Here is a 20,050-nt window from a genome sequence, read left to right on the forward strand (position 1 = left end):
GGAAAGAGGAGCAACGATGTCCCAGAACATCCTCGAGATGCGTGGGATCACCAAGACATTCCCGGGAGTCAAAGCACTCTCGAACGTGAATCTCGCCGTCCAGCGCGGCGAGGTGCACGCCATCTGCGGTGAGAACGGCGCCGGCAAGTCGACGCTCATGAAGGTGCTGTCGGGTGTGTACCCCCACGGCACGTACGACGGACAGATCGTCTACAACGGCGAGGAGGTCGCGTTCCGCAACCTCCGCGACAGCGAGGCCAAGGGCATCGTGATCATCCACCAGGAGCTGGCGCTCAGCCCGTACCTGTCGATCGCCGAGAACATCTTCCTCAACAACGAGCAGCGCGGCCCGCTCGGTCTCATCGACTGGAACGCGACGAACTTCGAGGCGGGCAAGCTCCTCGCCCGAGTCGGCCTGCGCGAGAACCCCACGACGAAGATCAACCAGATCGGCGTCGGCAAGCAGCAGCTCGTCGAGATCGCCAAGGCGCTCTCGAAGGAGGTCAAGCTGCTGATCCTCGACGAGCCGACCGCCGCGCTGAACGACGAGGACTCGGCCCACCTTCTGGATCTGATCCTGCACCTGAAGGGTCAGGGGATCACGTCGATCATCATCAGCCACAAGCTCAACGAGATCAAAAAGGTCGCCGACACGGTCACCGTGATCCGCGACGGCAAGACGATCGAGACGATCGCGAAGAACGACGTCACCGAGGACCGCATCATCAAGGACATGGTGGGTCGCGACCTCGAGCACCGTTACCCGGATCACGAGCCCCACATCGGTGAAGAGCTGCTGCGGGTCGAGAACTGGACGGCCCACCATCCCGTCGACACCTCGCGCGTCGTCGTGGACGATGTGTCGATCACGGTGCGGGCGGGGGAGATCGTCGGAATCGCGGGCCTCATGGGCGCCGGTCGCACCGAGTTCGCCATGAGTCTGTTCGGCCACAGCTACGGGACGCGAATCTCCGGTCGGGTGTTCATGCGCGGCAAGGAGATCAAGACGCGCACCGTCTCGGAGGCCATCGACAACGGACTGGCGTACGCGACCGAGGACCGCAAGACGTACGGGCTGAACCTCATCGAGGATATCAAGCGCAACGTCTCCATGGCTTCGCTCAAGAAGCTCGAGAAGGCGGGCCTGGTCAACGACAACGAGGAGTACCGCGTCGCGAACGAGTACCGCCGCGACATGAACATCAAGGCGCCCAGCGTGCTGGTCAAGACCGGGAAGCTCTCCGGCGGCAACCAGCAGAAGGTCGTGCTCTCGAAGTGGATCTATTCGGATCCCGACGTGCTGATCCTCGACGAGCCCACCCGCGGCATCGACGTGGGTGCGAAGTACGAGATCTACACGATCATCAACAAGCTCGCCGCATCCGGTAAGGGCATCATCGTCATCTCGTCCGAGCTGCCCGAACTGCTCGGCATCTCCGACCGCGTGTACGCGCTGTCCGAGGGCCGCATCACGGGGGAGCTGCCGATCGCAGAGGCGAGCCCCGAATCCGTTCTGAAGCTCATGACCATGGAGAAGCCCCGCTGACGGGGCTCGCAGGAGACAACGACATGTCGAACAACGACACCGCTGCCGGGGCGACGATCAACCCGGTCGACAACAAAGCCACCCGCTGGATCACGCACGTGCTCACGGACCTGGGCAAGAACGGCATCTTCATCGCGCTGCTCGCGGTCGTGGTGCTGTTCGCCGTCCTGACCGACGGCATCCTGCTGCGTCCGCAGAACATCTCGAACCTGGTCGTGCAGAACGGGTACATCCTCGTGCTCGCGATCGGCATGGTGATGGTCATCATCGCCGGGCACATCGACCTGTCGGTCGGATCCGTGGCCGCCTTCATCGGCGCGGTCTCGGGTGTGTTCGCGGTGCAGTGGGGACTGCCCTGGTGGCTCGCGATCATCCTGTCGCTCGCCATCGGCGCGCTCGTGGGTGCGTGGCAGGGCTTCTGGGTCGCCTTCGTCGGCATCCCCGCCTTCATCGTGACCCTGGCGGGCATGCTCATCTTCCGCGGGCTCGCGCTCGTCGTGCTCGGCAACGCGAACATCGGCTCCTTCCCTGATGAGTACCGCGCGCTCGGCAACGGCTTCCTCGACGGCATCTTCGGCGGCGACCCGGACGTGTTCACACTGCTCATCGGCGCGGTCGGCATCATCGCCCTCGTCGTGCAGCAGTGGCGCACCCGCGCCGGACGCCGCAAGTACGGTCAGGACGTCGAGCCGATCGTCTGGTTCATCGTCAAGCTCGTGCTGATCGCCGCAGCGATCGCGTTCTTCACGTACTCGCTCGCCGCGTACAAGGGCATCCCGGTCACGCTCATCGTGCTCGCCGTCCTCGTGCTGGTCTACGGCGTCGTCATGAACCGTTCCGTCTTCGGCCGGCACATCTACGCCATCGGCGGCAATCGCCACGCGGCGGAGCTGTCGGGCATCAAGACGCGCCGGGTCGATTTCTGGCTGTTCGTCAACATGGGACTGCTGGCGGCGCTGGCCGGACTCATCTTCACCGCTCGCCTGAACCTCGCCGGCCCCAAGGCCGGTGACGGCTTCGAGCTCGAGGCCATCTCGGCGGCCTTCATCGGCGGCGCGGCGGTGCAGGGCGGCGTCGGAACCATCGGCGGCGCGATCATCGGTGGTCTGATCATCGGCGTGCTGAACAACGGTATGTCGATCATGGGTATCGGAATCGAGTGGCAGCAGGCGGTGAAGGGTCTCGTGCTCCTTCTCGCCGTCGCCTTCGACGTGTACAACAAGCGGCGCTCCGGCAACTGAGCGAAGCAGATGACGAAGGGCCCCGCCGATCGGCGGGGCCCTTCGTCATGTGTCGTCAGAGGACGGCGAGCCGCTCGGCGATGCGTGAGGGCAGGGTGCCGTCCGCCGCGCTCGCGCCGGCGGCGAAGGCTCCGCGGTAGCGCGCGGCCGGATGCGTGTCGGCGACCCGCGCGTGGCCGGCACCGTAGAGCGACTCGCGCAGCGTCGAGCCCGCGTACTCGGTCTGGGCGCGCCCGCGGCGTTGGAGCTCAGGCACGATGAGCTCCACCAGATCCTCGAAGGAGCCCGGCGTGATCGCGTAGGCGAAGTTGAAGCCGTCGATCTCGCCCTCGTCGACCCAACGCTCCAGCTCGTCGGCGACGGTCTCGGGGCCGCCAACGATGACCGGCCCCATCCCTCCGATCGAGCGCTGCGCGACGATGTCGGCGGGGGTCCACCGGCGTTCGGGGTCGATCTTCGCGAGGGACGCGAGCACGGAGCGCAGGCTGTCGTTCTCGACCTCTTCGAGCGGCTGGTCGGGATCCCACTGCCCGAAGTCGATGCCGGTCCAGCCGCCGTAGAACGCGAGCATGCCCTCACCCGAGGCATAGGACAGGTAATCGTCGTACTTGGCCTGAGCCGCCGCATCCGACTCGGCCGTGATGACGGTGACCAGCGCGAACGTCTTCACGTCGTCGGGGTCGCGCCCCTCCGCTGCAGCACGGGAGCGGATGTCGCGGACGATCTCGCGCGCCTGTGCCGGGTTCGCGGGGCTGATGAAGACGCCTTCACCGTGGCGGGCGGCGAAGGCGCGTCCGCGTGGGGAGGCGCCGGCCTGGAAGATCACCGGGGTGCGCTGCGGCGACGGCTCGCTCAGGTGGATGCCCGGAACGGAGTAGTAGGTGCCGTGGTGGCCGATCGGGTGCACCTTCGTGGCGTCGGTGTACACCCCGCGTTCACGGTCGGCGACGACGGCGTCTTCCTCCCACGAGCCCTCCCAGAGCTTGTAGACGACGTCGACGAACTCCTCCGCGATCTCGTAGCGGTCGTCGTGTGCGATCTGCTTGCTGAGACCGAGGTTGATCGCGGCGCTGTTCAGGTAGCTCGTCACGACGTTCCATGCGACGCGCCCCTTCGTCAGGTGGTCGAGTGTCGAGAACTTGCGCGCCAGCGCGTACGGCTGCTCGTAGGTCAGCGCCGCCGTGACGCCGAAGCCGAGGTGCTCGGTGACGAGCGCCATCGCGGGAACCTGGAGGAACGGGTCGTTGACCGGCACCTGGTCGGCGTCACCGAGGGCCGTGGCCGCGGAGCCCCGGTACACGTCGTAGGTGCCCAGCACATCCGCGATGAACAGCGAGTCGAACCGGCCGCGTTCGAGCAGCTTCGCGAGCTCGGTCCAATACTCGAGGTCCTTGTAGGCCGTGGCTCTGCTGTCGGGGTGACGCCAGGTGCCCGCGGACTGGTGACTGACGCACGTCATGTCGAAGGCGTTCAGGATGATGCGCTTTGCCATGCGGCGAGTCTCACATCGGCGCACTTCAGAGGCCACCGCGCCGAAACGCGGCGTCATGGACGCGTCAGGGCACCAGCGTGATCTTGCCGGGTGAGTGCGCCTCGATGAGCCGGTGCGCCTGCGGTGCATCGGCCAGCGGAAGCTGCTCGCCGAGTTCGACCGAGAACCGTCCCGCCGCGAGCAGCGCCAGCACGACCGGAACGGCCTCTGCCCGCCACGCGAGCTGCTGGTCGGTGAGAGGTTCGGGGGAGCCGCCGGAGAACGCACGGATGCCGAATCCCGCCGCATCCGCGCCACGCACGATCGTGGCGATGCGCGAACGATCCTCGACGAGGGCGAGTGAGGCGGCGATGGCCTCGTCCGTGCCCGCCGCGTCGAAGGCAGCGGTGTAGCCCTGGGGCGCGGCGTCGCGCAGGCGCTGCTCGAGTCCTTCGCCGTAGGCGACCGGGATCGCGCCGAGCTCGCGGAGCCGGCCGAAACGCGACGGGGACGATGTGGCGACGACCGTCGCGCCCCAGAGCACGGCGAGCTGCACGGCCGCCTGGCCGACGGCGCCCGAGCCCGCGTGGATGACGAGGGTGTCGCCGCCGCGCACGTCGAGCGAGCGCAGCGACTGGTAGGCGGTGCCGACGGGGATACCGAGGGCGGCTCCCGTCGCGGCGTCCACCTGGGGCGGTCTCGGCTGGATCGAGCCGATCTTGACGATCGCCTTCTCGGAGTAGAGGCCCCCGGCGGAGAAGATCACGACGGGGTCGCCGATGCGAAACCCTTCCACGCCTGGGCCGACAGCCGTCACCACGCCGGCGCCATCACTGCCGATGCGGCGGGGGTGGGTCATCGGGACGGGGCCGCGCAGGCCCGCCCGCAGCTTCGCATCGATCGGGTTGACGCCGGCGGCTTCGATCCGCACCGCCACCTGGCCCGCCTCCGGGGAGGGGATCTCGATGTCGGTGAGGGTGAGGACGTCGGGGCCGCCGTGCTCGGAGTAGACGATCGCGTGTGTCATGGTGTTCGCCACTCTGCCCTGTGTCGGGGCACGATGCAATGCGCCCCGTGGGCGGACCGACGATCGACTCGCCGGTCCGCCCAGGGGGCGGGACACCAGAACTCAGCCGCAGGCGAGAGACGCGTACGGGGCGGTGAGGTTCGCGGTCGCACCCGCCTGGGTCACGGAGACCGTGGCCGTTCCCGCGGGCATTGCGCCGAGCCGCGTCGTGAAGGCGGTCGACGCGCTCTTGCCTGCCGCAACCGTGACCGTCTTCGCGCCGTACACCGTGGTGATGGTGGCCACCGCGGAGCTGTCGCCGGTGTTGCCGAGGGCGACCGAGATCACGGCCTTGCCCGCCAGGCAGCGTGCGCTGGTCGTGGCCTGCACGGACACTGCGGGGGTGACGGTGACGGTGGCCTCCACAGGCATGCGCGAGTCGTCCTGTGCGACGCCGGCGACCGTGAACTCTCCCGCCGTGGCGTAGGCGGTGGGAGGGACGGCATCCCAGACGACGTCGACACTCTGCTGGGAACCGTCCGCCTTCGTGAGGTGCGCCTGCGGCAGGGTCGGGGCGACGCCCGCCCGCGTCGTCACCGCGATCTCGTCGACCGAGGCGACCGCGATGTCGGTCGCGTAGGCCTCGAGCACGCGCTGGTACTCGGAGCGCGTGATCGGGATGACGGTGCCGTGGCGCGGCTTGCCGCCGTCGGCGTTCTGGGGAAGAGACTGGCGCAGTTTCGCGCCGAGCGGCTGCCAGGCGTTCCCGTCCTCGAGGTTCGTGGTCCCGAACGGGACGTAGTGGTTCGGCCCGCCGTGGTAGTTGGGCTGGTCGATGAACAGGAACCAGTCCAGGCCGTTCACATCACCCGCGTTGGCGGGGAAGATGTTGCCGCCCTCGCCGCTGGTGAACGTGCCGCCGGGCTCGCCGTTGGGCAGACCGCTGGCGACCCGCTCCTTCACGAGCGTCCACTCGTCGGCCGGGCCGGTGGTGCCCGGCAGGGTGCCCGTGATGGTCGCCAGCAGATCGGTCGACTTCTCGTGACGGATCGTCATGCTCGCCTCGTCCTTGGTGAAGCGGTGATAGACGCCGTCGACCTTGGCGACGGTGGAGTCGATGAGGCCGAGCCCCGCCCCCCGGCGCACGTCGCTCCAGATCTGCGGTTCGGAGAAGGTCACGAAGTCATCGGTCGTCGCGTACATCATCCGGTTGTAGGTGACGGCCGTGCGATCGGCGGCGTTCGTGGTCGGGTAGAGGTTCGACGCCCAGAACACGACGAACGTGTCCAGCTCCTCGTCCCAGTAGGCCTCCGGCGCCCAGGTGTTTCCCGCATAGTCGCTCGACACCTTGACGTGACGCTGCTCGGACCAGTTCACCAGATCGTCGGATTCCCAGACCTCGATGTAGCGCGAGCCCGAGATCTGCGCGGTCGTGAATCCGCCGGCCAGGCCGTCGATCTTCAGGTCCGTGGCGATCATGTAGAACTTGTCGCCCTCGGGCGCGCGGATGATGAACGGATCGCGCAGCCCTTCGGTGCCGACGGTGGAGGTGAACACCGGCTGTCCGTCGTTCAGGGTGTTCCAACTGAGCGCGTCGTTCCCCTTGGAGGCGGCGATGCTCACACGCTCGGCGCCCTGACCCTCGCCCGTGAAGAACGTCCAGAAGTACGCCTCGGTCTCCTCGCCACCCGCAGGCAGCGGCCGGATGCGCGCGGAGAAGGTGCGGCTGGCGGTTGACGAGCCGTGCGCGGCCACCGCGGTCAGCTCGACCACGATCTCGGGCGAGCCCGCAGCGGGCCGTGTGACCTCGACCGTGCGCGAGTCGTCGCGCACCCCCGCCCGCAGTGCCGCGGAGGCCGCGTGCGCCGCATCCACCGTCCACGTGATCGTGGAACCCTGCGCGCCGATGGCGGGCACGGAGAAGTTGGTGCGGATGTCGTCGAGATTCGCGATCTGGATCGCCGCCAGGTCTGCTGCCACGCGTTCGGCGTCGGAGAGCAGCTGCGGCACCCGCACCGGGTAGGTCTGGATGCGGGTTGCGCCGCCGACGGTGAAGGTGGCGGTCAGCGTGACCTCAGCGTCGCCCGAGCCCGCGGCGGGCCGGGTGACGGTCGCCGTCCCGCCGGTGACGGAGATGGCCGCGTTGTTCGACCCCCAGCTCACGGCGACGCCCGCGCTCGCGGTGGGGACGGCGAAGTCGGATTCCGCGGTCGCAGGGACCGAGACGGCTGCGACGGCACGGTCGAGGGCCTCGGCGTTGTAGAGCGCCAGCACGTCTGCGTCGCTGAGCGCCTGCCCGTAGATCGCGAAGTCGTCGACCAGGCCGCTCCAGCTCGCGTCGTTGTAGGTCGAGCGGCCAAGAGCCGCGACGAGGTTCGAGCCGAATGCGGCGACGTCGCGGGCGATCGCGTTCTGCGAGATGCGCGCACCGTTCACGTAGACGCGCAACTGACCCGTGGTGCCGTCGATGACCGTCGTGTAGAGGCTGAGGCCTGCGGGCGTACGGATGCCGGAGGTCGCGGCATTCGTGGCCCCGGGACCGACCTCGGTGCTCCACGGCGAGCCGGGGGAGACCGCGTTCGTGACGACCGACTTGACGTAGCCGTTCGGGTTGGCGGGGTTCAGCAGCCAGTACCCCGACGAGAAGGAGTCCCCGGATGCGACGGGGGCGCCGATGAAGGCGGCCGCGGTGTTGCCGGCGGCCGTGCGCGGTGAGAGCCAGGTCGAGATCGTCAGGTCCTTCTTGCCGACGAGACCCGTCGTGGGGATGTCGAGGTAGGCGGCGGTGCCGCGGGATCCTCCGGGCAACGACAGGCTGCCGTCGGCGACGGCGCCCCCGCTCTGCTGCAGGGTCGCGTCGAACCCGTTGCCGCTCGCATCGGGGATCTTTGTGCCCGCGGCGCTGTCGAAGGTGTAGTGCAGCAGCGGCGCGGGTGTCGCGGCCTGGGCGGCGGTCGGGGCGACCGCCCCGGCTACGGCGAGCGCGAGAGCGGTCCACACCGCTCCGCCCCTGGTCAGCATTCGGGATCTGTGGCGCGTGCTCACGCGGAGGCTCCTCGCTCTCATCGAACGGCGAGACGCAGCGGAGCGTGCGCGGGGACGTCACGGTCCCCGCGGCGATCGGTTGAGCGTCGTCGCGCAATCGTGTGCCGCGGATGCGGCGGGCAGTCATTGTTACCGAGAACATTCCCGGCCTTGGATCACCGTATTGGCTGCGTGGAGACGTTGTCAACGTCGTCTCGCGTGCCGGAAGCATCGCGCACGGGGCCGGCCTGTCGACCCGAGATCAGCCTCGCAGAGTCTTGAGGATGCGCTGAGCGGACACGGGCTCGGCGGTTCCCAACCGCTGCGCGAACAGACTGACACGGTACTCCTCGAGCAGCCACCGGGCATGCACGAGCGACGCGGGGGCTGTGTCAGCGGACGGGATCGTGCCGCCGGCCTCCGCGTACGCGGCGGCGGATCGCTCGTACTCGGTCAGCCGCTGGCGATCGCGTCCGGGCTGGTCGGCCAGCTGTGTCAGCCGTTCGGCGACCGCCGCGAGGTAGCGCGGCAGGTGGGCGAGGCGCGCCGTCCCGGTGCGGGAGACGAAACCGGGGTGGATCAGGCCTTCCAGCTGTGCGCGGATGTCGCCGAGGGCGCCGAGCAGGGTCAGCGAGTTCTGCCGCTTCATGGCGCGCTCGATCTCCCTGAGCGAGAGCAGGATCCGGGCGACGAGGCTCGTGGCCGCGAACAGCTCGTCCGTGACCGCGGCACTGAACGCGTCCCTGAGGGCCTCGAAGCCGGCCCGGTCGCGCACGACGCCGTGAGGGGTGGTGCGGGCGATCACCGCATCGGCGACCGCGACGCGCGCGTCCTCGACGAGGGCCTTCGCGGAGGGATAGGGGGACGCCGCGAGAGCGAGCTTCTCGTTGGCGGTGAGGTGATCGAGCACGTAGGAGACGGGGGAGGGCACCGCCCGGAGGACGAGACGGCGGATGCCCGCGCGCGTCGCCCGCGCTGCCGCCTCCGGCGTCGCCTCGATGCGCAGCGACACCGCCGTGCCGTCGTCGACGACCGCGGGGTACCCGCGCACCACACCACCGGCCACGCGCGTGTCGACCTGCTCGGGGAGCGCGCCGAAGTCCCAGTCGGTCACTCCCGTGCGTTCGGCGAAGCCGTCGGTCGTCGCGGCGATGCGCGCACCGGGGGTGCCCGGTGCGGCGGCGACGCCGGGAGCGGCCGGGCCCCGGCGCAGCGAGCGTGCGACAGAAGAACGGGCGCGGTCGGCGAAACGCTCCTGCAGGGCGACCAGGTCGCGCCCCGAACCGGCCGCGCGGCCGCGCTCGTCGACCGCGCGGAACGAGATCATCAGGTGATCGGGCACGCGCTCCATCTCGAAGTCGGACGCGCTCACCGGTTGGTTCGCGACGCGCTGGATGCGGGAGGCGAGGGCGTCGCGCAAGGACAGCGGCGGCAGGCCCGAGTGATCCTCGGGGCCTGCGCCGGTCAGCTCCTCGGCGAAGCGCGCCGCCCAGTCCGCCGCCGGCACCACATGACGTCGGATCGTCTTCGGCAGCGCCCGCAGGAGCGCCGTGATGAGTTCGTCGCGCATGCCCGGCACCTGCCAGTCGAACCCGCGCGGCGACAGCTGCGCCAGCAGAGCGAGCGGCACGACGGCAGTCACGCCGTCGTCGGCGGCCCCGGGCTCGAACCGGTACGCGAGTGAGAGCACTTGATCGCCCTGTGTCCAACGGGTCGGGAAGGCACGCTCGTCGGCGCGCTCCGATCCCTCCAGCAGGTCCGCCTCGCTCAGATCGAGCAGGCGGGGCGTGCGCCCCATGGCGTCCTTCCACCAGGACTCGAACGAGCGGGCATCGAACACGTCGGCCGGGATGCGGGCGTCGTAGAAGGCGTAGACCGCCTCGTCGCCGGCCAGGATGTCGCGGCGGCGCTCGCGCTCCTCCACCTTCTCCAGGCGTCGGCGCAGCTCGAGGTTGCGGCGGGCGAAGGCGGTCAGAGGCTTCCCCAGGCGGGAGGGATCCCACTCCTCGTCGACGAGCGCGTGACGGATGAACATCTCGCGCGCGAGCGGCCGGTCGAAACGGGCGAGCTGCACGCGCCGTCGCGGGATGATCTCGACGCCGAAGAGGGTGACCTTCTCGTAGGCCGTGGCGGCGCCGGCATCCTTCGACCAGTGCGGCTCGCTGAGCTGGCGTTTGGCGAGATCGCCCGCGAGGGGCTCGGCCCAGGCCGGATCGATCGCCGCGACCGTGCGGGCGAAGAGGCGGCTCGTCTGGACGAGCTCCGCGGCCATGACGGCGGTCGGCCGCTTCTTGCGCAGGCCGGATCCGGGAAACAGCGAGAAGCGCGTGCCGCGGGCCCCGCGATACTCCGCACGCGTCCCCTTGCCCTCTCGGCCCTTCTCGCGCTCGTCGAGGATGCCGATGTGCGAGAGCAGCCCGGACAGGAGAGCGCGATGCACCGCGGCGGGGTCCGCCGCGCCGTTCCTGCGCTCGGCGTCGCGACGAAGGCCCAGCAGCTGCGAGAGCTGCCGGTGCACGTCGAACCACTCCCGTACGCGCACGTAGTTGAGCATCTCCGCCCGGCAGAGGCGCCGGAACGCGCTCGAACCGAGCTCGTCCTGCTGATCGCGCAGGTGGTTCCAGAGGTTCAGGAGGGTCAGGAAGTCGCTCGTGGGGTCGACGAAGCGCGCGTGCAGTCGATCTGCTTCCTCGCGGCGCTCCTCGGGACGCTCGCGCACGTCCTGAATCGACATGCCGGCCACGATCGCGAGCACATCGGGCAGTACGTCGGTGCGCCGCGCCTCCACGAGCATGCGCGCGAAGCGCGGGTCGATCGGCAGCCGGGAGATCTCCCGGCCGAGCTGGGTGAGCGCCGACCCCTGCCGGCTCTGGCGGACGGCCTGCAGCTCGACGAGCAGGTCGAACGCCGATTGGACGCCCCGGGAATCGGGAGGCGTGAGGAACGGGAAGGCGGAGATGTCGCCGAATCCGAGCGCGAGCATCTGGAGGATGACGGCGGCGAGAGAGGTGCGCAGGATCTCGGGCTCGGTGAAGACGGGACGCCGCTCGAAATCCCCCTCTCCGTACAGGCGGATCGCGATGCCCGGTGCCGTTCGTCCGGCACGGCCGGACCTCTGCTGCGCGGAGGCCTGCGAGATGGCCTCGATCGGCAGTCGCTGCACCTTCGATCGGTTGCTGTAGCGGGAGATGCGGGCGGTCCCGGTGTCGATGACGTAGCGGATGCCGGGAACCGTCAGGCTCGTCTCGGCGACGTTGGTCGCGAGGATCACCCGTCGCCGCACTCCCGCGATGCGAGACCGCTCGAACACGCGATGCTGCTCGGCCGCGGATAGCCGGCCGTAGAGGGGGAGCACCTCGGTGGGGGCCGTGGCCGAGACGTAGGCGGCGCGCACCGCATCCGCCGCGTCGCGGATCTCCGCCTCGCCGGGAAGGAAGACGAGGACGTCGCCCGGCGCCTCGGCGTCGAGTTCGCGGAGCGCCTGGACGATGGCGCTCACCTCGTCCTCGGTCTCGGATACGGGGAGGGCAGCTTTCTCCGTCTCGTCGTCGTTCTCCGGGACGAGCGGCCGATACCGGATCTCGACCGGGTAGGTGCGGCCCGACACCTCCACGACGGGAGCGGGAACACCGTCGGCGTCGGCGAAGTGACGCGCGAAGCTCTCCGGATCGATCGTGGCAGAGGTCACGATGACCTTCAGATCCGGACGCTCGGGCAGGATGCGGCGCAGGTACCCCAGCAGGAAGTCGATGTTGAGGGAGCGCTCGTGGGCCTCGTCGATGATGATCGTGTCGTAGCGGCGCAGGAGCCGGTCACGGTGGATCTCGTTGAGCAGGATGCCGTCGGTGACCAGGGCGACGCGCGTGTCGGCGGAGACCTTGTCGGTGAAGCGCACCTTGTAGCCGACCGTGGAACCGAGCGGGACCTGCAGCTCTTCTGCGATGCGCTCGGCGATCGTCCGTGCGGCGATGCGGCGCGGCTGCGTGTGCGCGATACGGGTGCGCCCCAGCTCCAGGCAGATCTTCGGCAGCTGCGTCGTCTTGCCGGATCCGGTCGCGCCGGCGATGATCACGACCTGGTGGTCCTCGATGGCGCGCGCGATCTCCTCCCGGGCCGCGCTGACGGGCAGCTCGGGAGGGAAGGAGAGGACGGGTTCCGGCGTGGACACAGCCTTCGATGCTAACCCGAGCCGGGACTCAGATGCTCAGCAGCGTCGCGAGGCCGACGATCGAGCCCACGAACACGACCGCCGATACGCCCGCGAGCACCGTCAAACGGGTGCGAGTTGCGCGACGACGGGCGATCCGGGCTGCGAGCCCGCCGTCGCCGACGTCGACGATCGGGGATGCGGCGGCGGGCGTCGGCGCTGACGTGATCGTGGGCGTGCGGATCGCATACCGCTCCCGCGCGGGCGTGCGGTCGGTCTCGGCATCGGGTGCGAACGATGCGGTCTGCCTCGCGGCGCCCCGACGTGCGCGCGTCAGGCGCGGCGACGTGCCCGCCTTCGTTCCGCGCGGCGACAGGCTCGTGGCGTCATCGGCCACCCCGTCGCGCGGGCGCAGCACGGTGTCATCCGCATCCGCATCCGCATCCGCATCCGCATCCGCCGGACGGTCGCGGCGGCGCAGCAGCGTCGCGTCCTGCGGCTCGTCGCGGGGACGCAGGACCGTGTCGTCGGCGTCGAGCGCGTCGACGGTCGCAGGCGAGCGCGGGGTGAGGATGGTGTGTTCGTCGTCGTCCTCTTCGTCAGCGGCGGGGGCTGGCAGCGAACGGGGGACCACCACGGTCGCATCCGCCGGCGGAGCAGGCCTGCGTACCAGCAGGGTTCCGTCCTCCGGCTCGTCGGAGGGGGGCGCCTCTTCGAGCGGCGGAGCCTGAGCCTCGACCGGACGCCGCACCAGTGCGGTGCGGTCGTCCACGTCCTCCGGCGCGACGGTCTGCGCGGAGGACGGACGGTGGGCGATCACAGTCTCGTCGGCGGGCGGGACCGGCGTCTCGCGGGACACGATGGCCGTCGCGTCGGTCGTCTCCGCAGCCGCGGAGGCGTTGCGTCGGTCGCGTCGGCTCACGAGCTGCGTGCTGTCCTCGGGCTGCTCCGTCGTACCCGGCCCGCGTCGTGAGAGGCGGGTGCTGTCGTCTGGGTCGGTCATGCGCCCCCCACGAAGCGGATGCGGGCGCCGCCGGCGAGTTCCGCGCTCGCACCCTCGCGTACCTCTACCGCGCGGTCCGGCACGAGCAGCCGGGCGACGCCGTCCGCGTCGATGACGGCCGTTCCGCCCGGTGTCGCGAGGTCCTCGATCTGCACGCGCGTACCGTCGGTCCAGATCTTCACATGCGCGCGAGAGACGTCGCGCGAGACGTCACCGAGCGCCACCAGGGTCGGCAGGTCGTCGCCCTCCACGCGGGGGCTGCGCGGTCCGCGCCCGACCAACAGCGTGCCGTGGATCGGCACGATGTCGCCGCCGGGCAGTTCGATGGCGCGCGGCGCGCGCGGCGTACGGGGCGCGGGCTGTGGAGCGAGCGTGCTCGAACTCGTCACGACGGTCTCGTCGTCGGCGGGGTCGGATGCGGCAGAGCGCGGCGCAGGGAGCGCGGCAGCGGCAGGCGGGGCGGCGGCAGGCGGCGCGGCGGGAGGAACCGGAGGTCGCGATACGGCGGGCCGCCCGCGGAGCATGATGCCCGCAGCCGTCGTCGGCCCGACGCGTACGGGGCGCTCCGGCGTCGGACCCAGGTCGAACAGCTTCGGTTCGGCATCCGGGGCGCCGGCCCAGGCGCGCACCACCGATGCCGCCTCCACTTCGCGCCACGTGTGGGCGCCGATGCCGTCGACGCGCCACACCCGGCGGGAACGGTCTTCGAAACGGAGCACGAACTCACCGCGAACGAAGGCGGTCAGCCGGTCGTCGTCCAGCGCGACCACGGCGAACGCCGGCACCGCGGCGATGCCGTCGGCGAGCAGGGCGTCCAAGATCTCGGGTGTTCCGGGCATCGTGCCCGTCGACAGCACCCGACGCGCGGCGGCCACGGCGGCATCGCCTCCGACGATCACCGCGAGCGTGTCGGTGGCGATCGCGGGCAGGGGCCCCTCGAACCACGTCCGCTCAGCCACGGATGGGTCGCTCTCTTCGCGAGGTGATGGTGTCCACCTCGATGGGATGCACGGCCGCCTGCTCGCTCGTCGCGAAGCCGCCCGTCACCTCGTCGGCACGGGGAGCGAGCCCTCCGGAGCGCACATCCACCACGACGGCGCTGATGTTGTCGCGGCCGCCGCGGGCGAGAGCCTGATCCACCAACGCGTACGCGGTCTGCTCGGCGGAGCCGCCGAGGCTGAGTCCGGCGAGCACCGCCTCGTCGCTCAGATCGTTGGACAGACCATCTGAGCACAGCAGCATGCGCTCGCCCGTCACGATGGGGGAGAGCCAGTAGTCGGCGGGGCTCTGGCTGTCGCCGACGGCGCGGGTGATGACATTGCGCCCCGGATACGTGGACATCTCGGAGCGGCTGATCTTGCCGGCGTCCACGAGTTCCTGCACGACCGAGTGATCGACCGTGAGCTGCTCGAGGGAGCTGCCGACGAGACGGTACACCCGCGAGTCGCCGATGTTCACGACGAGCCACGCGTGCGACCCGTTCTGCACCACGGCGACCAGGGCCGCGAGGGTCGAGCCGGCGCCGCGCGCGTGACGCCCCGAGACCTGAGACACCGCAGCGTGGGCGGACTCGACGGCGGCGACCACTTCCTCCGGCTGTACGTCGTCGCGACCGACGAGGTGGCGGAACGCATCCACGACCGCGGCGCTGGCGAGATCACCGGCCTCGTGGCCCCCCATCCCGTCGGCGACGACGAACACGGGATACTGCGCGAGCACCGCATCCTCGTTCAGCTTGCGTACGCGGCCGACGTCGGAGCGCGCTCCGGCCATGACGACGATCCCGGTCATGGTCGTCCCCTTCCATCTCGCGACGCAGCCTCGCGCAATCCGCGTTCGAACGAGCGTAGCGACAGCCGAGCCTTCCAGCGCGTCCACAGGCCGCCTGTGGACGCGAAACGCTGCCGTTCCTGGTCAATGAGCTCCCAGAACCGCGCGGATTCCTCCTCGGTGGTGGTTCCCGGGGCGAACACCGCTCGGTCGGCGAGAGCCGCCAGCATCGCCGGGTCCGCGGTTTCCGCGTCACCGACGGCGGTCGCTGTCTCCGACCTGGTCGCGGCAGGTGGGATGCGGTGGCCGTGGTCCACGGCGGTGTCGAGGTACTCCTCCCACCCGCCGACGACCCGGTCGACCGGATCCGCCGACGAGCGTCGGGCCCGTCGACGCATGATCTTCGCGGCGAGCACCGCGATGGCCGGCATCAGCAGGATCAGCAGCGCGAAGATCGCGATGCCGGAGATGCGCAGCGTGGCCCACAGCCACGCGAGGTCCACGGGATCCGTCGGCTCGTCGCTCTGCGGCGGCGACGCATCGGCGGGATCCGCCTCGGGAGGAAGGACGGTGTCGGCCTGCTCCGGCTCGACCGGGGTCATGTTCTGCGGATCACGACGCTGCTGGACGTCGGGCGAGAGCGGCACGCGGTGCTGCGGTGTCGTGTCGATCGCCGTCCAGGAGCCGTCCGCGTCGCGCACCTCGATCCACGCCGCCAGGTCGCCGCTCGTGCACGTGCCGTCCTCGCACACCGGCAGATCCGCATCGTCGCTGCTCAGGCGGGTGCCGAGCACGACCCGGGCAGGGAAGCCCAGGTGGTCCGCGATCAGGGCGCCGGCCACGGCGAATTGCTCGTCGTCTCCGGCTGCGGCGACCAGCAGGGAGTCATCCGTTCCGCCGGTCTCGTTCTGCTTCTTCAGCAGCTGCGTGAACAGATCGCTGATGCGGTCGGTGGAGTGCCCGCTGCGGCTGGACTCGAACGTGTAGTCGCCGAGCTTCTGCGCCCACACCGGAACGGTGCCGGGATCGAACGCCAGCGCGTGCGAGAGGAGTCCGCGCGCGCGCAGCCGCGAGATCAGCTCGACCAGGCCCGCGCCTCCCGAGGGTGCGTCCTGTGCGCTGACCCACTCCTCGAGGGATTCGGGGACGAAGGCCGGGTCGAACGTGCCGGAACGGGAGGGCGTGAGCGTTCCCGGATCCCGCGGAGCGTCCGTGACGACCCCGGTCTGCGTGTAGCTGACGCCGGAGGCCAGCCCCGAGTCCGACAGCTCGACGCCCGTCGCGGAGTCCGGGTTGTAGAAGAAGCCGTCGGACAGCGCAGCCCGGGTCGATCCCGAGAAGTCGATCGAGGTGAGTTCGCCCACGGCGGGCACCCAGATGCCGGTGTAGTCGCCGATGGTGAACGTGGCAGAGGCGCGGTTGCCGGCGTCGGCGGGCAGCGAGGCGGGCACCCGACGGAACTCCGTCCTGTCGGAGCGGTCGCCGGTCTGCGGGTCGGTGGCGCGCATGACCCGGCCGTCGTAGTAGCTGAGCGTCGCCAGGCGCACGCGGTCGACGCCCGAGTCGGCGGCCACCGTGAACAGAACGTCGTCGAACCGCGCGTCGGAGAAGGCTGCGCGGTAGTCGGCGAGGGGGCTCAGGGTCTGACGCACCTTCAGTACCGGGTCGACCGCCGTGCGCAGCACGTCGCGGGAGGATCCGGCCACCGCCCAGGGCGCGAGCGCGAGTCCCAGTGTGAGGGCGATGACGAGCATTCCGGCGGCGAGGGCGATGCGGCTGCCGAGGGTGCGGGCGACGCGGACGGAGGAACGCACGCCGCTCGCAGAGCGGGCGACGCGCAGGGCGACCCGACGCGTGTGGACGTTGCGCCACACGTACCACGCGAACCCGGTGAGCAGGGCGCCGAGCCCGACCGCCGCTTCCCACACGCCGTCCAACTCCCAGAATCCGATGCGCCACGAGCCGTCCACGGCGCTCGAGCCGAACAGAACGCCGAACGCGGTGATCAACAGCGCGAGTGGCGCTGCGAGCACCCAGAGCCTGCCGGCGCGCAGCGCCAGCAGGAGAGCAAGGGTGCCGAGAGCGAGAATCAGGAAGAAGGGAAGCGCGAGGGTGGCCTGGTACACCCCGAGCGGCAGCTCGAGCGTCAACAGGTTCTTCCACCCCGTGACCGGTGCGCTCACGACGCCCCAGACACCGGGCAGGATCGTCGCGGGGTCCGTGATCATCGTCGGAGCGGCGACCGGAACACCGACGACGACGTATGCGCCGCCGGTGATGAGGGCGAGCTGCCACCAGCGCAGCGGACGCCAGACGGCGAGCAGCGCGATGCCGGTGGAGACCATGATCGCCACCGCGGCGACGAGAACGAACCAGCCGCTGCGGTAGATCGACCACGCGGATGCGGCGCCGATCGCCAGCAGGGCGTCGATGAAGGCGATGTTGCCAACGAGGAACGCGATGTCGCGTTCGGTGCGGCGGGGTCGGCGTGCTCGGGCGCGTGCGGCGGGGGCGCTCATGACTGTGCGCTCCGAGCGAGGATGTGGCGGAGGTCTTCGAGCAGACCCATCGTCACGATCGAGGCGCCGCCGATGGTGCGGAAGCCGGGCTCCGCCGCGGGATCGCAGACGATGGCGGCGACGCCCGTGTCGGCGGGGAAGGCAAGGGCCGCGTGCTGCAGCATCCGCAGCGTCGGGGTCGATCCGCAGATGAGGAATCCGATGGAGACGTCGCGGTGCGCCTCCACCGCCAGGCTCGCGACATCGCGGAGCCCGGTGATGCGCTCGGCCTTCTCCACACCGGCGAGCTCGTCGAGCAGGGTCCGCGCGGTGATGGTGGCGAGGTCCCGGGAGGACCGCACGGCCCGGCGCGCGAACTCCGGCACCTCGCCGCCGACGACAACGGAGACGTCGCGTCCGTCGCGGATGCCGCGCACACCGAGCGACGCGGCGGCGCTGACGGCGAGTTCGAACTCCTCATCGTCCGCGTAGTCCTCTTCGCCCGTCGCCAGCACGATCACCATCCGCGAGCGGCGGGACTCCTCGTACTGGCGCACCATGAGGGTCCCGGTCTTGGCCGTGGACTTCCAGTGAATCTGGCGTTGCGAGTCGCCGGGGGCGTACTCCCGGATCGCGTGGAACGAGATGTCGGCGTCCACGACGAGGGACGACGGGTTGCCCTCGAGGTCCTTGATGAAGCCGGTCGCGGTGCTCGGGATCGCGGTCGTCACGGGGTGGACGTACAGCGTGTGGATGTCTTCCCAGACGACTTCACGGCGCAGGATGCCGAGCGGGTCGCCGCGGACGGCGCGGGCTGGTCCGATGTCGAGCACGCCGCGGCGCAGCCCGGGAATCGTCAGATCCTCGTCGTGCGCAGCCTCGTGGCGCAGCAGCGGGATCGCGACGTCGACGAGCCCCTCGCCGACGGGCACGTCGACCCGGCCGGGGAGGGCGACGCCCTTGCCGACGTTGACGACGCGCAGAGAGAGGGCGACCTCGCTGCCGGCGACGACACGATCGTGTGCGAGACCGAGGCTCACGCGGTAGGCGCGCGCACCGAACAGGAAAGGTGCCGCGCACAGGACGAGAACAGCGGCGACGGCGCCGGCCAGGACGAACTCGATCCACCCGAACACGATGCCGAGACTCAGACCGATCGCGGCGGCTCCGATGAGCAGCCACCCTCCCGCGGTGACGGTGTCGCCGACAGCGCGGGCGCTGCGGGCCACGGCTCGTCGCACGCGCCGCCAGAAGCGGATTCCGCCCACGACGATGACGGTCGTCGAACGCGACGTGTCGTAGCGCGTGCGCGTGCTCCCGGCGGTCGACGTCGAGGTGGACGTCGAGCCGATCCGGGTGATGCGGGAGGAGGAATCGGTCACGCGGACTCGCGCTGCGTCGGGGGAGCGACGTCGAGCATGACCTGACCGATCACCGCGCCGGCGGTCACGCCGTCGAACTCCGCCTCGGGGTCGAGGATGAGACGGTGCGCCAGCACGGGCTCAGCCAGAGCCTTGACGTCGTCGGGGGTCACGTAGCCGCGGCCGTGCGCCAGAGCCCAGGTGCGCGCGGCGCGGGTGAGTGCGAGCGCACCGCGCACGCTGACGCCCAGGCGCACCTGCGCGGCCTGGCGGGTGGCTTCGACGACGCGCGCGATGTAGTCCAGCACGAGCGGGTTCAGGTAGGCATCCCGCGCGATCTGGCTGAGTGTCTGCACGGCCTCGGGCGTGATGACCGCGCCCACCTCGCGCTTGCCGGCGGCGCTGCCCTCCAGGATCCGCACGGTGGCGGCGTGGTCGGGGTAGCCCAGCGACGTCTTCATCAGGAATCGGTCGAGCTGCGCCTCGGGCAGGCGGTAGGTCCCGGCCTGTTCGACGGGGTTCTGGGTCGCGACCACGAGGAACGGGCTTCCGACGCGCCGCGAGACGCCGTCGACCGTGACCTGGCCCTCCTCCATGACCTCCAACAGCGCCGACTGGGTCTTGGGGCTGGCGCGGTTGATCTCGTCGGCCAGGACGATGTTGGCGAAGATCGGACCCGAGTGGAACTCGAACTCCCCGCGCTTCTGGTCGTAGACCGTGATGCCGGTGACGTCGCCGGGAAGCAGATCGGGCGTGAACTGGATGCGGGAGCTCGTTCCCTGCACGCTCTCGCCCATGGCGCGCGCGAGCGAGGTCTTGCCGGTGCCCGGGAAGTCCTCCAGCAGCAGGTGCCCCTGTGAGACGAGCGCGGTGAAGGCGAGCTCGATGACGTGGCGCTTGCCGAGCACCACCTGCTCCACGTTCTCCACGAGGGCGGAGAACGTTTCCTGGAACCAGGCGGTCTGTTCTGGGGTGACGGTCAT

At 70.3% G+C, this 20,050-nt stretch carries 12 protein-coding genes; 2 read left to right on the plus strand and 10 right to left on the minus strand.

Annotation, left to right across the window (positions count from 1 at the left end):
• Positions 1-16: 16 nt before the first annotated feature.
• Both mmsA and mmsB read left to right on the plus strand, forming a co-directional pair.
• Positions 17-1,546, plus strand: coding sequence for a multiple monosaccharide ABC transporter ATP-binding protein (mmsA, locus tag SK224_RS05810; RefSeq protein ID WP_137417569.1), 1,530 nt, complete (start codon positions 17-19; stop codon positions 1,544-1,546).
• A 23-nt stretch (positions 1,547-1,569) separates the two neighbouring features.
• Positions 1,570-2,787: a multiple monosaccharide ABC transporter permease gene (gene mmsB, locus SK224_RS05815; RefSeq protein WP_320433830.1), complete on the plus strand. Its 1,218-nt coding sequence runs from the start codon at positions 1,570-1,572 to the stop codon at positions 2,785-2,787.
• Positions 2,788-2,842: 55 nt separating this feature from the next.
• Here the strand turns inward: mmsB and SK224_RS05820 are convergent, their stop codons facing one another.
• From SK224_RS05820 to SK224_RS05865, 10 genes are all read right to left on the minus strand, one after another.
• A complete protein-coding gene (locus SK224_RS05820) occupies positions 2,843-4,279 on the minus strand; it encodes an LLM class flavin-dependent oxidoreductase (RefSeq protein ID WP_320433831.1) in 1,437 nt (478 codons plus the stop codon).
• Positions 4,280-4,343: 64 nt separating this feature from the next.
• The gene (locus SK224_RS05825; RefSeq protein WP_320433832.1) at positions 4,344-5,285 is read right to left on the minus strand and encodes an NADP-dependent oxidoreductase; all 942 of its coding nucleotides are present in this window, start codon (positions 5,283-5,285) and stop codon (positions 4,344-4,346) included.
• Positions 5,286-5,387: 102 nt separating this feature from the next.
• Positions 5,388-8,285, minus strand: coding sequence for an immunoglobulin-like domain-containing protein (locus SK224_RS05830; protein WP_320433833.1), 2,898 nt, complete (start codon positions 8,283-8,285; stop codon positions 5,388-5,390).
• A 265-nt stretch (positions 8,286-8,550) separates the two neighbouring features.
• Entirely contained in the window at positions 8,551-12,456 is a 3,906-nt protein-coding gene (hrpA, locus tag SK224_RS05835) for an ATP-dependent RNA helicase HrpA (RefSeq protein WP_320433834.1), read from the minus strand.
• 28 nt (positions 12,457-12,484) lie between these two features.
• On the minus strand, positions 12,485-13,438 hold the full coding sequence (locus SK224_RS05840; protein ID WP_320433835.1) for a hypothetical protein: 954 nt from the start codon (positions 13,436-13,438) through the stop codon (positions 12,485-12,487).
• A complete protein-coding gene (locus tag SK224_RS05845; RefSeq protein ID WP_320433836.1) occupies positions 13,435-14,397 on the minus strand; it encodes a hypothetical protein in 963 nt (320 codons plus the stop codon). Before SK224_RS05845 ends, SK224_RS05840 begins: the two co-directional genes overlap by 4 nt.
• Complete coding sequence (locus tag SK224_RS05850) at positions 14,390-15,229, minus strand: PP2C family protein-serine/threonine phosphatase (protein WP_320433837.1); 840 nt, start codon at positions 15,227-15,229, stop codon at positions 14,390-14,392. The genes SK224_RS05845 and SK224_RS05850 overlap by 8 nt, the downstream gene beginning before the upstream one ends.
• Complete coding sequence (locus tag SK224_RS05855; protein WP_320433838.1) at positions 15,226-17,727, minus strand: transglutaminase domain-containing protein; 2,502 nt, start codon at positions 17,725-17,727, stop codon at positions 15,226-15,228. The genes SK224_RS05850 and SK224_RS05855 overlap by 4 nt, the downstream gene beginning before the upstream one ends.
• Complete coding sequence (locus tag SK224_RS05860) at positions 17,724-19,088, minus strand: DUF58 domain-containing protein (RefSeq protein WP_320433839.1); 1,365 nt, start codon at positions 19,086-19,088, stop codon at positions 17,724-17,726. The genes SK224_RS05855 and SK224_RS05860 overlap by 4 nt, the downstream gene beginning before the upstream one ends.
• Complete coding sequence (locus SK224_RS05865) at positions 19,085-20,050, minus strand: MoxR family ATPase (RefSeq protein WP_320433840.1); 966 nt, start codon at positions 20,048-20,050, stop codon at positions 19,085-19,087. Before SK224_RS05865 ends, SK224_RS05860 begins: the two co-directional genes overlap by 4 nt.

Source organism: Microbacterium sp. BG28, assembly GCF_034044005.1.
Lineage (GTDB): Bacteria > Actinomycetota > Actinomycetes > Actinomycetales > Microbacteriaceae > Microbacterium.